Origin of the sequence: Caballeronia sp. INML2 (genome assembly GCF_023631365.1) — a bacterium.
In the GTDB taxonomy this organism is placed as follows: Bacteria; Pseudomonadota; Gammaproteobacteria; order Burkholderiales; family Burkholderiaceae; genus Caballeronia; species Caballeronia turbans.
This window is the reverse complement of sequence record NZ_JALQDH010000027.1, coordinates 25,346-39,466: the sequence shown is the minus strand read 5'-3', so window position 1 is coordinate 39,466 and position 14,121 is coordinate 25,346. Positions and strand designations below refer to the sequence as shown.

At 64.8% G+C, this 14,121-nt stretch carries 12 protein-coding genes; 6 read left to right on the top strand and 6 right to left on the bottom strand.

The genetic code is table 11. The annotated features are described in order from the left end of the window. Positions 1-2: 2 nt before the first annotated feature. Together NCT32_RS11100 and lpxK are read right to left on the bottom strand one after the other, a co-directional pair. On the bottom strand, positions 3-209 hold the full coding sequence (locus tag NCT32_RS11100) for a Trm112 family protein (RefSeq protein ID WP_061119386.1): 207 nt from the start codon (positions 207-209) through the stop codon (positions 3-5). Beyond that, a complete protein-coding gene (gene lpxK, locus NCT32_RS11095) occupies positions 190-1,206 on the bottom strand; it encodes a tetraacyldisaccharide 4'-kinase (protein ID WP_250490275.1) in 1,017 nt (338 codons plus the stop codon). The genes NCT32_RS11100 and lpxK overlap by 20 nt, the downstream gene beginning before the upstream one ends. A 496-nt stretch (positions 1,207-1,702) precedes the next feature. Here lpxK and xseA point away from each other — a divergent pair, with 496 nt between their 5' ends. The 3 genes from xseA (at position 1,703) to NCT32_RS11080 (ending at position 4,218) form a co-directional block, all read left to right on the top strand. Continuing rightward, the gene (gene xseA / locus NCT32_RS11090) at positions 1,703-3,070 is read left to right on the top strand and encodes an exodeoxyribonuclease VII large subunit (RefSeq protein ID WP_250490274.1); all 1,368 of its coding nucleotides are present in this window, start codon (positions 1,703-1,705) and stop codon (positions 3,068-3,070) included. A gap of 208 nt (positions 3,071-3,278) precedes the next feature. Continuing rightward, on the top strand, positions 3,279-3,860 hold the full coding sequence (locus NCT32_RS11085; protein WP_250490273.1) for a superoxide dismutase: 582 nt from the start codon (positions 3,279-3,281) through the stop codon (positions 3,858-3,860). A 205-nt stretch (positions 3,861-4,065) separates the two neighbouring features. After that, complete coding sequence (locus NCT32_RS11080) at positions 4,066-4,218, top strand: hypothetical protein (RefSeq protein WP_035500807.1); 153 nt, start codon at positions 4,066-4,068, stop codon at positions 4,216-4,218. Between the two features lie 2 nt (positions 4,219-4,220). Here NCT32_RS11080 and NCT32_RS11075 read toward each other — a convergent pair whose 3' ends face one another. From NCT32_RS11075 to NCT32_RS11060, 4 genes are all read right to left on the bottom strand, one after another. Beyond that, positions 4,221-5,492, bottom strand: coding sequence for an EAL domain-containing protein (locus NCT32_RS11075; RefSeq protein WP_250490272.1), 1,272 nt, complete (start codon positions 5,490-5,492; stop codon positions 4,221-4,223). 230 nt (positions 5,493-5,722) lie between these two features. Beyond that, a complete protein-coding gene (mdtD, locus tag NCT32_RS11070; protein ID WP_061119381.1) occupies positions 5,723-7,156 on the bottom strand; it encodes a multidrug transporter subunit MdtD in 1,434 nt (477 codons plus the stop codon). Positions 7,157-7,166: 10 nt separating this feature from the next. Then, positions 7,167-7,913: a GntR family transcriptional regulator gene (locus NCT32_RS11065; protein ID WP_061119380.1), complete on the bottom strand. Its 747-nt coding sequence runs from the start codon at positions 7,911-7,913 to the stop codon at positions 7,167-7,169. A gap of 152 nt (positions 7,914-8,065) precedes the next feature. Beyond that, positions 8,066-9,280 carry an MFS transporter gene (locus NCT32_RS11060; RefSeq protein ID WP_250490271.1) on the bottom strand — a complete coding sequence of 405 codons (1,215 nt, stop codon included), beginning with the start codon at positions 9,278-9,280 and terminating at the stop codon, positions 8,066-8,068. 340 nt (positions 9,281-9,620) lie between these two features. Between NCT32_RS11060 and xdhA the strand changes: the two genes are divergently transcribed. Genes xdhA through xdhC form a run of 3 tightly spaced genes read left to right on the top strand, consistent with a single transcriptional unit; the run spans position 9,621 to position 14,032 of the window. After that, on the top strand, positions 9,621-11,144 hold the full coding sequence (gene xdhA, locus NCT32_RS11055) for a xanthine dehydrogenase small subunit (protein ID WP_250490270.1): 1,524 nt from the start codon (positions 9,621-9,623) through the stop codon (positions 11,142-11,144). Between the two features lie 21 nt (positions 11,145-11,165). Next, positions 11,166-13,529, top strand: coding sequence for a xanthine dehydrogenase molybdopterin binding subunit (xdhB, locus tag NCT32_RS11050; protein WP_250490269.1), 2,364 nt, complete (start codon positions 11,166-11,168; stop codon positions 13,527-13,529). Continuing rightward, entirely contained in the window at positions 13,526-14,032 is a 507-nt protein-coding gene (gene xdhC, locus NCT32_RS11045) for a xanthine dehydrogenase accessory protein XdhC (RefSeq protein ID WP_061119376.1), read from the top strand. Before xdhB ends, xdhC begins: the two co-directional genes overlap by 4 nt. Positions 14,033-14,121 lie beyond the last annotated feature (89 nt).

The following is a 14,121-nucleotide window of genomic DNA, read 5'->3' as shown; positions in this document are numbered from 1 at the left end:
ACTCAGGCGTCGCCGTTCGGCTTGATCGGCTCGACGGGCGTGCCCTCGACAGTCTGGCGCGCTTCGTCGACGAGCATCACGGGAATGCCGTCGCGGATCGGATAGGCGAGCTTGTCGGCGCTGCAGACGAGTTCCTGCGCCGCGCGATCGTAACTGAGCGGGCCTTTGCAGATCGGGCAAACGAGGATTTCAAGCAGACGTGCGTCCACGGAGTTTCTCCACAACAAGAGCGATGAGGCGCGGTCTCAGCACGGCTTGCACCGGAACGACCCAGATGCGTGCGTCGCGCCAGGCCCCAAATTTTACTGCATCCTTTTCGGTGATCAGGATCGCATCGGCTTCGACGCCCGCGAACGGATTCTCGCGATACGAATAGTGATCGGGGAACGCGCGCGTCGCGGGCGCGATGCCCGCCGCGCGCAACGTCGCGAAGAATCGCTCCGGCGAACCGATGCCCGCCGCGGCGACCACTTTCTCGCCCGCGAATTGATGGAGCGGGCGGCGCTGATGCGGATCGTCGAGCAGCCACGCGTCGCCGGATTCGAGTTCGAGCGCGAACGTGTCCGGCCACGGCGGCAGCGTGCGTTCGTACGGGCTGTTGATGAGCGTGGCGTCCCGGCGGCGCGACATCGGTTCGCGCAGCGGACCCGCGGGCAGCAGAAAGCCGTTGCCGCCGAGACGCGCATCGAACACGACGAGCTCGAACGCGCGAGCGAGGCGGTAGTGCTGCAGGCCGTCGTCGGAGACGAGGACATCGACGTTCGGATGCGCCTCTAGCAGCGCTCGCGCAGCGGCGACGCGATCGGGGCAGACGAACACCGGCGCGTGCGTGCGTCGCGCGATCAGGAGCGGCTCGTCGCCGACCTGGGCGGCGGCGGAGGCCGGCGTGACGCCCGTGGGCTTCGCGACCTTCGCGCCATAGCCGCGCGAGACCACGCCCGGCTGAAACCCTGCGGCGCGCAATGCCTCGACGAGCGCGATGACAGTCGGCGTCTTGCCCGTTCCGCCGACGGTCACGTTGCCCACGACGACCACCGGCACGCCGACATCGACGCGCTTTATCCAGCCGAGTTCGTAGCAGGCGCGCCGCGCGGCTGCGATCGCACCGAAGATGCAGGCGAAGGGCGTCAGCGCCCAGGCGACCGGACCGCGGCGGCGCCATTCGCGGGCGAGGAAGTTCTCGATCGGCGGCTTGAAATCAGACATGGACCGCCTTCGCGCGAAACGCTGGCGGGCGGCAGGTCGGGTACGGCATGGCGTGCAACGGCAGCTCCTCGAATACGGTCGGCGTTGGACGATGCCCGGCGAGTCGCGGCTCGGGACGAATGAGACCCGGCCGCGCCAGCCGGTGCTGGAACCCGGCACTCTAGCGCGCGTGAGCCGTGGGCGCCAGTCGCGCGCACGTATGAGAATTCGGCTCGGCTCGCTCCAGGCGCCTGTGGATAAGTCTGTGAAGAACTTGCGACGCGGCGAGCGCGAAACCGCGTAAGGAAAGAGTTGCTCCGGGAATGAGAGTGTTCACGAAAACAAATCGCTATAAAAACAGATACTTGGTATGCAGTGACGGGCTTTCGGCGACACCGCGGCGCGGCTGGCGGTAAGTATTTCTGTGTGGACACTTGTTACACTTGCGTACCTCGACTGGCGCCGTTTGTCCAACGGACACAGCAGCTGCGGCCCAAGGCATTTTTCTCATCCAGACATGACTCCCGATTCCCTGTCGTCGCAAAGCGGCGATGCCGTCATCCCCGTTTCCGTGCTCAATCGCGCGATCAGCTCGATGCTCGAACGGTCGTTTCCGCTCGTCTGGGTGTCGGGCGAGGTGTCGAACTTCACGCGTGCGGCAAGCGGCCACTGGTACTTTTCGATCAAGGACGCGAACGCGCAGATGCGCTGCGTGATGTTCCGCAGCCGCGCGCAATACGCCGAATTCATGCCGCGCGAGGGTGACAAGATCGAGGTGCGCGCGCTCGTCACGATGTACGAGCCGCGCGGCGAGCTGCAACTCAACGTGGAAGCGGTGCGGCGCACGGGGCAGGGCCGGCTTTATGAGGCGTTCCTGCGGCTGAAGGCGCAACTCGAAAGCGAGGGACTCTTTGCGGCCGAACGCAAGCGGGCGCTGCCCGCGCATCCGCGTGGTATCGGCATCGTGACGTCGTTGCAGGCAGCCGCCTTGCGCGACGTGCTCACGACGCTCGCGCGTCGAGCGCCGCATGTGCCGATCGTCGTCTATCCCGCGCCGGTGCAAGGCGCGGGCGTCGGCGTGAAGCTCGCGGCGATGGTCGAGGCCGCGAACGCGCGTCGCGAAGTCGATGTGCTGATTGTGTGTCGCGGCGGCGGCTCGATCGAGGATCTGTGGGCGTTCAACGAAGAAGTACTCGCCCGCGCGATCGCGGCGAGCGAATTGCCGGTGGTGAGCGGCGTCGGCCATGAAACGGATTTCACCATCGCCGATTTCGCCGCCGATGTGCGCGCCCCGACGCCGACCGCGGCCGCCGAACTCGTCAGCCCGCAGCGCGTGCTGTTGTTGCGCGAGCTGGATCATCGCCATGCGGCGCTCGCGCGCAGCTTCGGCCGGACGATGGAGCGGCGCGCGCAGCAACTCGACTGGCTCGCGCGCAGGCTCGTCAGTCCCGCGGAGCGGCTCGCGCGGCAGCGGGCGCATCTGCGGCAACTGGCGAGCCGTCTCGCAGCGGCAGGCGCGCGACCCGTGCGCGACGCGCGCGCGCATTTCGCGCTGGTGCATTACCGCTGGCAGCGCAAGCGTCCGGACGTATCGACTGAACGCGAGCATCTGCTGCGACTTGCGCAGCGGATCGGCGGCGCACATCAGCGACGCGCGGAGCGGGAGAAAGCGTGCGTCTCGGAACTGGCGGCGCGCTTGCAGGTGCTCAGTCCGCAGCGCACACTGGAACGCGGCTATGCCGCATTGATCGATGCTCAATCCGGGCGCGCCGTGCGTGCGCCCAACGCGTTGAAACCGAGGCGGCCGCTCACGGTGCATCTCGCGCAAGGGTCCGCGGACGTCTTGCTCGCCGACGTTCAGCCGCGTCTGTCGGACGAATTCTGAGCACGACGCGAGACGCAAAATCGGCGTACATTTGACGTGCCTGGAGAGGCTCGTCAGAGCACTTTTTACGCCGCCTGAGGCATATAGAAAGCAATCTTGCTCATAAAGGGCACACGGTTTGCTGGGTTATCCCAACTCGCCTACAATCCATTGCTCCACTGCCTCATCCTCACATTCCCACAATCCACATAGAAAGGAAGCTCGCATCATGGAACATACGCTCCCGCCGCTGCCGTTCGACAAGAACGCGCTCGCTCCGCACATGTCGGAAGAAACGCTCGAGTATCACTATGGCAAGCACCACCAGACCTATGTGACGAACCTGAACAAGCTGATCCCCGGCACCGAATTCGAGAACCTGCCGCTGGAAGAAATCGTGAAGAAGTCGTCGGGCGGCATCTTCAACAACTCGGCGCAGGTGTGGAATCACACGTTCTTTTGGAACAGCCTGTCGCCGAAGGGCGGCGGTGCGCCGACCGGCGCGCTGGCCGATGCGATCAACGCAAAGTACGGTTCCTACGACAAGTTCAAGGAAGAATTCGCGAAGGTCGCGACCGGCACGTTCGGCTCGGGCTGGACCTGGCTCGTGAAGAAGACCGACGGCACGGTGGATATCGTGTCGACGAGCAACGCCGCCACGCCGCTCACGACCGACGCGAAGCCGCTCGTGACCATCGACGTGTGGGAGCATGCTTACTACATCGACTATCGCAATGCCCGTCCGAAGTTCATCGAGGCTTACTGGAACATCGTGAACTGGGATTTCGCCGCCAAGAATTTCGGTGCGTAATCACGCATGGATCCGGTTGCGGCGCTCTTCAATGAATTTTGAAGGCCGCAAGACAAATAAAGCCCTCGCAAGAGGGCTTTTTCATTGGCACCCAAAGCGCGTGCGGACGAACGCCGAGGCGCATTCAGCCGTGCCGTCGCTGCGCGGGTGGGGACACGAGCCTAAAATGGCGGCTTGTCACAATGTTCCGAATCGCATCGCCATCATGAAACGCTTCGCAGGCCTGTGCCTCGCGGCCTGGTCGGCGGCCGCGCTGCTGTATTTCGGCCGCCATTCCGCCGCGCTCATCGTGCTCTCCGGCGTGCTCGTACTCGCCGGCTTCGATCTGCTTCGCCCCGATTCCGGAAACGGCGCGTAGACCTATCGCTGCTTCGCGCCTTCCCAGTTGATGTCCACGCACAGCACCTGCAGTCCGTAAGGCGTCTGCGCGGCGATCGACGCCGTCACGCAAAGATGTGCATCGTTGATGGAGAGATACGGCGCCGTCAGATGCACACGCCCCGGCGCGCGCAGCGCCTCGATGAAATACGGCCGGCGTTCCCAGCTGGCGCCCTCCGAATGCAGCAGCGGGCTGAAGCGCTTCGCGCGCTGCGACGTGCGCACGACCGGCACGACGTTGTCGCCGATCTGACGTCCGGCCTGATCGAGCAGGAAGCAGCGCGCGGTGTCGGCGAGTTGCAGCAACTCGCTCGTCGCGGTGATAAGCGATTCGCCTTCCGTGAGTTTGACGGACGCGCGCTCGAGCCCGCTCACGTAAGGTCCGAGACGCGCAACCTGCGCCCGCTCGCGCGCTGCGACGCGTTCGCGCGACGCCGCCGACAGCGCATCCATGACACCCGCCGCGACTTCGCTGTGCACCGCATCGACGCTCGGTTGCGCGAAATACGCGCCCTGCACGAAGTCCACGTTGCATTCGAGCGCGATCAACGCGTCGCGCTCGGTCGCGAGGCCGCCCATCAACACGAGCTGGCCGGATTCATGGAGCAGCGACACGAGACGCGGCAGCACGCGCTCGATATGCGAATGCTCGGTCGCCTGCTGCAGGATGCAGCGGTCGAGCGTCACGATATCGGGCCGCAGATGCCACACGCGATCGATATTCGAATGCTTCACGCCGAAGCCGTCCAGCGCGATCAGAAAGCCCGACTTGCGCAGCGAATCGACGATTTCGGCAAATCGCGTCGTCTCGCCGCCCGCCTGCTCGGGAACTTCGAGCACGACGCGCTGCGGCGGCAGGCCGACATCCTTCAGCGATGCGAGCAGGGCATCGCCGTAGCTCGTGTCCATCAGCGCAGCGGGATGCAGGCTCAGGAAAAGCCATTCGTCGTGGCTATCGAAGGCGCTGAAGTTGCCCAGATGCAGCGATTCCGCGAGCCGGCCGAGTTCCAGCAGATCGCCGCGACGCGCCGCTTGTGTGAACACCTCGTGAGACGGAATGTGACGATGCGCGTCGTCGCGGGCGCGCAGGGACGCGTGATAGCCGATCGCGCGCCGGTGCGACACGGAAAACACGGGCTGGAACACGCTGAAGACGGTGTACTCGCCGTACAGCACGGTGCGACGCGATCCATCGTCGCCGGCGACGGGCCGAGGCGGCTGGAAGCGGGGAGGGTCGAGATCAACCATGCTCATGGGGTCTGGGCGCAAGGCGGGTGATTTATATCGAGATAGTTTACCGGATCGGCATCTCAGCGTTCGAGCAAAAAGCGTGCGAATCCAATACCCAGGCGGGTCGCAGCGATTACTGGGTGCACCGCGCGGCCTATTCGTGTGCGGATTGGACGCCCGTGCAACAGAGCCGGGAGCGCGCGCCGCGCGATCGTGCGTCCGGGCACCGGGGCGGTGCGCGTTCATGCGCCGTCTCAGTTCGACTCGGAAGGATCGGGCTTGCGGCGTGCCGCGCGCACTTCCGGCGCGAGTTGACCGAAGATCCATGCCGTCGCCGCAGTGATGATCCCGACGCACAGGAACGTCGCGTGGAACGCCGGCAGCGAGTTCGATTCGGTCACTTGCGGCAGAAGCCCCGTGAACGTCGACAGAATCGCGCCCGCCACGGTCACGCCGAGACTCATCGACAGCATCTGCACGAGCGAGAACAGGCTATTGCCGCTGCTCGCGCCGCCCGTGCCGAGATCCTTCAGCGTGAGCGTGTTCATCGCGGTGAACTGCATCGAATTGACGGCGCCGAAGATCGCCAGTTGCACGAGCCGCAGCCATAGCGGCTGATGCGCGCTCGCGAGTCCGAAGCTCGCCATCATCAACCCGACCAGAACCGTGTTCACGACCAGTACGCGCCGATAGCCGTGCTTTTCGATGAGACGCGTGACGACGCGCTTCGACGCCATGCCCGCGGCGGCGACGGGCAGCATCATCATGCCGGCCTGGAACGCCGTGTAGCCGAGGCTCACCTGCAGGAGCAGCGGAATCAGATACGGCATCGCGCCGCTGCCGATGCGCGCGAACAGATTGCCGAGCAGCCCGACACTGAAGGTGTGGATCTTGAAGAGATCGAGCGAAAAGATCGGCTGGGCAGCGCGCGTCGCATGCAGGCCGTAGGCGACGAAGCAGCCGAACGAGAGCACGAGCAGCACGATGACGATCGCATGCTGCAGGCCGAGATCGGCGAGGCCGTCGAGCGAAATCGTCAGCGCGACCATGCCTACGGCGAGCAGCAGATAGCCGGCGAGATCGAAGGGCGCGGTCGCGGGATTGCGGCTGTCGGGCATGTACAGATTCGTCGCGATGCAGCCGATCACGCCCACCGGCACGTTGATGAGAAAGATCCAGTGCCACGACGCGATCTGCACGAGCCAGCCGCCGAGCGTCGGACCGATGAGCGGGCCGATCAGCCCCGGAATCGCGACGAACGCGAGCGCCGAGAGATACCGTTCCGCCGGGAACACGCGCAACACGGCGAGACGCCCGACCGGCAAGAGCATCGCGCCGCCCACGCCCTGCACGACGCGATACGCGACGAGCGCCTGCAACGACTGCGCTTTCGCGCACAACAGCGAGCCGATCGTGAACACGAGGATCGCGCTGAAGAACACGCGCTTCGTGCCGAGCTTGTCGGCGAGCCAGCCGGAGACGGGAATCATCATCGCCATCGTGAGCGAGTAGGCGATCACGACGCCCTGCATGCGCAATGGCGCTTCGCCGAGGCTCTTCGCCATCGCGGGAAGCGCGGTGTTGACGATCGTCGAATCGAGCGTCTGCATGAAGAAGCCCGTGGCGACGAGCCACAGCATGATGGAGAGCGATCGGTCGGACGGCTGGGCTGTGGCAGTGTCGGTCATCGGGCTGGGCTTATTTTCGCAACTCCGCGACGAAATCGTAGTAATCGTTGCGGCAGTAGGTATCGGTGAGTTCGATCGCGCGCTGATCGGCCGTGTAGCCGACGCGTGTGATGAGCAGCAGCGCGTCGTGCGGCGCGATGCCCATTTGCCGCGCGATCTCCTCGCTCGCGTTCACTGCGCGGAAATGCTGAAGCGCGCGCACGATGGAAAGTCCGCGCGCATCGAGATAGCTGTAGAGCGAATCGCCGATGGTCTGCGGATCGGGAATGCACGACGCGGGGAACGTGGAGTTTTCGACGGCCATCACGATGTCATCGGCGAGACGCAGGCGTTTCAGGCGCGTGACGGTGGCGGCGGGCGAGAGGCCGAGCTGAATGACTTCATCGCGATTGGCGGGCTCGATGGTGCGCGAGAGCCACCTGGAGCTCGGCGTGAAGCCGCGCCGCCGCAGCATCTCGGAGAAGCTCGACAGACGCGAGAGCGGATCTTCATAACGCGGCGTGATGAAGCTGCCCGCGCCTTGCTCACGGCGAATCAGCCCTTGTTCGACGAGCAGCGCGATCGCCTTTCTCGATGTGATCCGCGAGACGCCGAGCGCATCGGACAGCACGCGCTCGGAGGGCAGCGCTTCGCCTGCGTTCCAGCGATTGTCGTGGATGGCGTTGGCGAGCTTGCGAGCGAGTTGGAGATAGAGCGGTGTGTCGCTGTCCGGGTCCGGGCGCAAGTCGCGCCAGCGGTCTTCCGAGGTCGGGTTCATAAAGCGGACGCTAATGGGCCAAGCGGGGATTTTAAGACAAACATTGAAGACGAAGGGGCGTCCCGTCTCTTATCTTGACGAGGTGCCCTGCGCTTCAAGCCGCCCGTATCGCATTCTGCAGCTTCGTATCGACCATGGGCCCGAAGCGCGTCTCAAACCGTAGCCGGCCCACCCACTCCGCGCCCTGCGCGCATATAAAGCGCAAACGACAACGCCACCGCCGCAGCCGCCGCCAGCGCGGCGAACAAGAATACCGACCCATACCCGAACTCGCCCGCGACATAGCCCGCGAGCGGTCCGGTCAGCCCAAGCGACAAATCCAGAAACACCGAATAAGCCGACAGCGCCGCGCCCCGGCTCGCCGGCGGCACGAGCCCGACCGCCTCGACACCCAGCGCCGGAAACACCAGCGCGAAGCCGAAGCCGGTCAGCGCGGCGCCCGCGAGCGCGAACGTCGGCTCGGCTGCGAGCCACAGCATCAGCAACCCGGCGCACTCGAACGCAAACGACACGATCGCCACGCGGAACCCGCCGTACGCCTTGATGGTATTGGCGAACAGCAGCCGCGCCCCGATGAACATCGTGCCGAACACCGTGAGCGAAAGCGCCGCGTTCGGCCAGCTGTGCGCGGCGTAATAGAGCGTGATGAACGTCGCGATGGAGCCGAAGCCCGCCGAGCCGAGCGCGAGTCCTAGCCCGTGCGGCAACACGCGGAAGAACACGCTCCGATACGACATGCGCTCGCCATGCACGATCGGCACGCTCGCCATGCGGGTCGCGAGCCAGTAGCCGAAGCCGGCAAGCGCAATCACGATCACCCCGAGCGATGCGAACCCGAGCGAATGATCGATCGCGACGCCGAGCGGCGCGCCGATCGCGAGCGCACCGTATGTCGCGATGCCGTTCCACGAAATCACCTTCGCGTTGTTCGTCACCCCGACGCGCCCGATGCCCCACGTGATCGACCCCGTGCCGACCCAGCTTTCGCCGAAGCCGAGCACGAGCCGCGCAATCACCAGCAGCACGAGGCTCACCGCATGCCATTGCGCCGCGAGCGCCGACGCAAGCAGCAGCACGCCGCTCGCCGCGCACGCCGCGAGGCCGTACAGCACGGTTTTCTTGGGGCCGAGCGTGTCGGCGGTGCGGCCCGCGAGCGGCCTCGACATCAGCGTCGCGAAGTACTGGACGCTGATCGCCGCGCCCGCCATGACCGAGCCGTAGCCCAGATCCGTATGCACGTAACCCGGCAGCACCGCGAGCGGAATACCGATCGTCAGGTAGCAAAGGAATGTGTACAGGACGACGGGCAGAATCCGCAGCGTGACTGCGAAGTCGCCCTGCGGCGCGATGCGAGGCTCGGAGGACATAGGGAAAGTGCGGGGTTGAATTCGGCGCGAAGGCATGATTCTCCCATATGTTGCGGCGCAACGTCGCACGTGTTTTGTAACCAGGTGGGACAAATCGACGGGCAGAACGATCGGACGGCAACTCCGAAAGGCTTGCTGCATAAGGTTAAGGGCACATATCGGACGAAGAATATGTCGTTCATGCAATGCCGCCTATGGGTTGTGGTTTTTGGTGGTGATAGCTTTCGAATCATCGAAGCGACAGGACCCGTCCGAGAAAGTCCCGCGAAGTCGCACATGCCACCGGCTGCGCATCCCGCGCAACCAGCAGAAAAAGCATCGAAGAGCCCCGAGACATCACATGACCCAGCCGATCCGCTTCTATCACCGCAACGCGATCCAGGAAGTGAGCGGCGCGTCGACGACGCGCACTGTCCTGCAATACCTTCGCGAGGACGCGCGCTGCACCGGCACCAAGGAAGGCTGCGCGGAAGGCGACTGCGGCGCGTGCACGGTCGTCATCGGCGAGCCGGACTGCGCGGGCGGCGTCGCATTCAAGGCCGTGAACGCGTGCGTGCAGTTCCTGCCGACGCTCGATGGCCGCGCGCTCTTCACCGTCGAAGACCTGCGCCAGCCGGACGGCACGCTGCATCCGGTGCAGCAGGCGCTGGTCGATTGCCACGGCTCGCAATGCGGTTTCTGCACGCCGGGTTTTGCAATGTCGATGTTCGCGCTCTACGAAAAGCACGGCCATGCGACGACCGGCTGCCCGGGCGCATGCGAGAAGACGAAGCCTTCGCGCCAGGAAATCAGCGACGCGCTGACGGGCAATCTGTGCCGCTGCACGGGTTATCGGCCGATCATCGACGCGGCGGAGCAGATGTTCGATCACGCGCCGCTCGCGCCCCTCGACGTTCCGGCGCTCGCGCGCACGCTCGAAAGCATCCAACGCGACGACACGTTCCACTACGAGCACGCCGGCCGCCGGTTCGAGGCGCCGCGCACCGCCGAGGCGCTCGCTGCGATCAAGGACAAAAATCCGAACGTGCGCATTCTCGCGGGCAGCACCGATGTCGGTTTGTGGGTCACCAAGCAACTGCGCGATCTGGGCGACATCGTCTATATCGGGCAGATCGAATCGTTCAAGCACGTCGAGACGACGCACGACTGGATCGAGATCGGCGCGGGCGTGTCGGTCGAACGCGCGTATGCCGAACTCGTGAAGATCTATCCCGAACTCGGGGAAACGTGCCAGCGCTTCGCGTCGCTGCCCATCCGCAATGCGGGCACGCTCGGCGGCAACGTCGCGAACGGCTCGCCGATCGGCGATTCGATGCCCGGCCTCATCGCGTTGAATGCGCGCGTCGTGCTGCAAAGCGTGGACGGCACGCGCGAGATGCCGCTCGAAGACCTGTACATCGCGTACCAGAAGAAGGACATGCGCGAGAACGAGTTCGTCGCCGCCATTCGCCTGCCGACGCGCGCAGGCAAGCGCGCGACGCTGCAGTTCCGCGCTTACAAGCTGTCGAAGCGCTTCGACTCCGATATTTCCGCCGTGTACGCCGCGTATTCGTTCATCGCCGATGGCGACACGATCCGCGAGCCACGCCTCGTCTACGGCGGCATGGCCGCGACGCCGAAGCGCGCATCGCACGCGGAAGCCGTTCTCGCCGATGCCCACTGGCACGAAGCCACCGTCCAGGCCGCGATGCTCGCGCTCTCCAAGGACTACCAGCCGCTCACCGACATGCGCGCGAGCAGCGACTATCGCCTCGACACCGCGAAGAGCCTGCTGTATCGCTTCTGGCTGGAGACGCGTCCGCACGATCCGCTCGATAAATCGAAGCTGGACGTGCGTGCAATCGAACTGGTCGAAGCGAAGTAAGCGAAAAGGGAGAACAAGACAATGAATCAGCAAGCCGAAGCCTTTCTCGCCGATGCGCAGTCGCTCGCGAACGAAATCGACGCGTTCAAGCAGGTCCACGTGTCGCGTCCGCATGAATCGGCGCATCTGCACGTGAGCGGCCGCGCGAGCTATACCGACGACATCCCGCCCGTCGCGGGCACGCTGCACGCCGCGCTCGGCACGAGCCCGAAGGCGCACGCGAAGATCGTGTCGATGAACTTCGACGCCGTGCGCGCGACGCCGGGCGTCGTCGCCGTCTTTACCGCCGAGGACATTCCCGGCGTCAACGATTGCGGCCCGATCATTCACGACGATCCGGTGCTCGCGCAGGGCATCGTGCAGTTCGTCGGCCAGCCGATGTTCATCGTCGTCGCGACATCGCACGATACGGCGCGTCTTGCCGCACGCCGCGCGACGATCGAGTTCGAAGACCTCGTGCCGATCCTGACGGCGCAGGAGGCGCGCAAGGCCGAATCGTATGTGCTGAATCCGCTGAAGCTGTCGCGCGGCGACGCCGAAGGGCGCATGGCGAAAGCCTCGCACCACGAGCGCGGCGCGATGAAGCTCGGCGGTCAGGAACAGTTCTATCTCGAAGGGCAGATCGCCTATGCCGTGCCGAAGGACGACGATGGCATGCACGTCTACTGCTCGACGCAGCACCCGACGGAAATGCAGCATCTCGTCGCGCACGTGCTCAACGTGCATTCGCACAACGTGCTCGTCGAATGCCGGCGCATGGGCGGCGGGTTCGGCGGCAAGGAATCGCAGTCGGGGATTTTCGCGTGCTGCGCGGCGCTCGCCGCGTGGAAGCTGCTGTGCCCGGTGAAGCTGCGTCCAGATCGCGACGACGACATGATGATCACCGGCAAGCGCCACGACTTCATCTACGACTTCGAAGTCGGCTACGACGACGACGGCAAGATCGAAGGCGTTTCCGTCGACATGACCTCGCGCTGCGGCTTCTCCGCCGACCTGTCCGGTCCCGTGATGACGCGCGCCGTCTGCCACTTCGACAACGCGTACTGGCTGTCGGACGTGAAGATTGAAGGCTATTGCGGCAAGACGAACACGCAGTCGAACACCGCGTTCCGCGGTTTCGGCGGGCCGCAGGGCGCGTTCGCGATCGAGTACATCATGGACAACGTCGCGCGTTCGGTCGGAAAGGATTCTCTCGACGTGCGCCGCGCGAATCTCTACGGCAAGACGGAAAATAACAAGACGCCTTATGGGCAGACGGTCGAAGACAACGTCATCCACGAGTTGATCGCCGAGCTCGAAGAGACGAGCGATTATCGTCGGCGGCGCGCGGCCATCCACGCATTCAATGCGAACAACGAAATCCTGAAGAAAGGCCTTGCACTGACGCCGGTGAAGTTCGGCATCGCGTTCAACGTGACGCATTTCAATCAGGCGGGCGCGCTGGTTCACATCTATACGGATGGCTCGATGCTCGTGAACCACGGCGGCACCGAGATGGGCCAGGGTTTGAACACGAAGGTCGCGCAGGTCGTCGCGCATGAGCTCGGCGTGAACTTCGAGCGCGTGCGCGTGACGGCCACCGACACGAGCAAGGTCGCGAATACATCGGCGACGGCGGCATCGACGGGAACGGATTTGAACGGCAAAGCCGCGCAGGACGCCGCGCGCCAGTTGCGCGAACGGCTCGCGAAATTCGCGGCGGAGAAGTTCGGCGGCGGCACGGTCACGCCGGAGCAGGTGCGCTTCGCGAACGATCGCGTGATCGTCGGCGACGATGCGATTCCGTTTGGCGAAGTCGTGCAGAAGGCGTATCTCGCGCGCGTGCAGTTGTGGTCCGACGGCTTTTACGCGACGCCCAAGCTCTACTGGGATCAGGCGACGATGCAGGGCCGCCCGTTCTTCTACTACTCGTATGGCGCGGCGGTATCGGAAGTGGTGATCGACACGCTGACCGGCGAAATGCGCGTGCTGCGCGCGGATGCGCTGCATGACGTGGGCGCGTCGCTGAACCCGGCGCTCGACAAAGGCCAGGTCGAAGGCGCGTTCGTGCAGGGCATGGGCTGGCTGACGACGGAAGAACTCTGGTGGAACGACAACGGCAAGCTGATGACGCACGCGCCGTCCACCTACAAGATTCCGACGACGAACGACATGCCCGCCGATTTCCGCGTCAATCTCTTCAAGAATCGCAACGCGGAAGACAGCATCCATCGCTCGAAGGCCGTGGGCGAGCCGCCGTTGTTGCTGCCGTTCTCGGTGTTCTTCGCGATCCGCGACGCCGTTTCCGCGGTCGGCGACCACAAGGTGAATCCGCCGTTGAACGCGCCCGCGACGGCGGAAGAGATCCTCAAGGCAGTCAACGCGGTGAGGAGCGCACGGTCATGATGCACGTCGTCCTGTTCGGTGCGGGCCACGTCGGCCACGCGCTCGTGAAGGTGCTCGGCACGCTGCCGTGCGTCGTGCAGTGGGTCGATGCGCGCGACGAACTCTTCCCCGACGAAGTCCCGGCGAACGTGCAGATCGAAGCGACCGATCTGCACGATGCGATCGTCGACGAGGCGCCGGCGGGCGCGTACTTCATCGTGATGACGCACGATCATTCGCTCGACTTCGCGCTCACGCAACGCATCATGCGGCGCGACGACTTCGCCTACTTCGGCCTGATCGGATCGAAGACGAAGCGCGTGAAGTTCGAGCGGCGTTTGATGGAGCGCGGGGTGGCGGCGCAGCGGCTGACGGAGATCACGTGTCCGATCGGCGTGGAAGGGATCGCCGATAAAGCGCCGTGGTCGATCGGGTTGGCGGTCGCGGCGCAGTTGTTGAGGGTGAGGGAGGTGGCGGCGCGAGTGGGGGCCGAAGCGTCACGAACAGTCCGCGCGACCGCGTGAAGCGCACCGTTTCGCTCCTCGTGACTGTCTTTGTCGATCTCGGTGCGATGTCCTCGGAACGGTCGGATAGATCGCTCAAACCTGCTTCC

Excerpts from the sequence above, each read along its gene's own strand:
- NCT32_RS11085 (WP_250490273.1), top strand. The coding sequence starts at position 3,279 with ATGGAACATACGCTCCCGCCGCTGCCGTTCGACAAGAACGCGCTCGCT.
- lpxK (WP_250490275.1), bottom strand. The coding sequence starts at position 1,206 with ATGTCTGATTTCAAGCCGCCGATCGAGAACTTCCTCGCCCGCGAATGG.
- NCT32_RS11075 (WP_250490272.1), bottom strand. The coding sequence starts at position 5,492 with ATGAGCATGGTTGATCTCGACCCTCCCCGCTTCCAGCCGCCTCGGCCC.
- NCT32_RS11060 (WP_250490271.1), bottom strand. The coding sequence starts at position 9,280 with ATGTCCTCCGAGCCTCGCATCGCGCCGCAGGGCGACTTCGCAGTCACG.
- xdhB (WP_250490269.1), top strand. The coding sequence starts at position 11,166 with ATGAATCAGCAAGCCGAAGCCTTTCTCGCCGATGCGCAGTCGCTCGCG.
- NCT32_RS11065 (WP_061119380.1), bottom strand. The coding sequence starts at position 7,913 with ATGAACCCGACCTCGGAAGACCGCTGGCGCGACTTGCGCCCGGACCCG.
- xseA (WP_250490274.1), top strand. The coding sequence starts at position 1,703 with ATGACTCCCGATTCCCTGTCGTCGCAAAGCGGCGATGCCGTCATCCCC.
- NCT32_RS11080 (WP_035500807.1), top strand. The coding sequence starts at position 4,066 with ATGAAACGCTTCGCAGGCCTGTGCCTCGCGGCCTGGTCGGCGGCCGCG.
- mdtD (WP_061119381.1), bottom strand. The coding sequence starts at position 7,156 with ATGACCGACACTGCCACAGCCCAGCCGTCCGACCGATCGCTCTCCATC.
- xdhA (WP_250490270.1), top strand. The coding sequence starts at position 9,621 with ATGACCCAGCCGATCCGCTTCTATCACCGCAACGCGATCCAGGAAGTG.
- xdhC (WP_061119376.1), top strand. The coding sequence starts at position 13,526 with ATGATGCACGTCGTCCTGTTCGGTGCGGGCCACGTCGGCCACGCGCTC.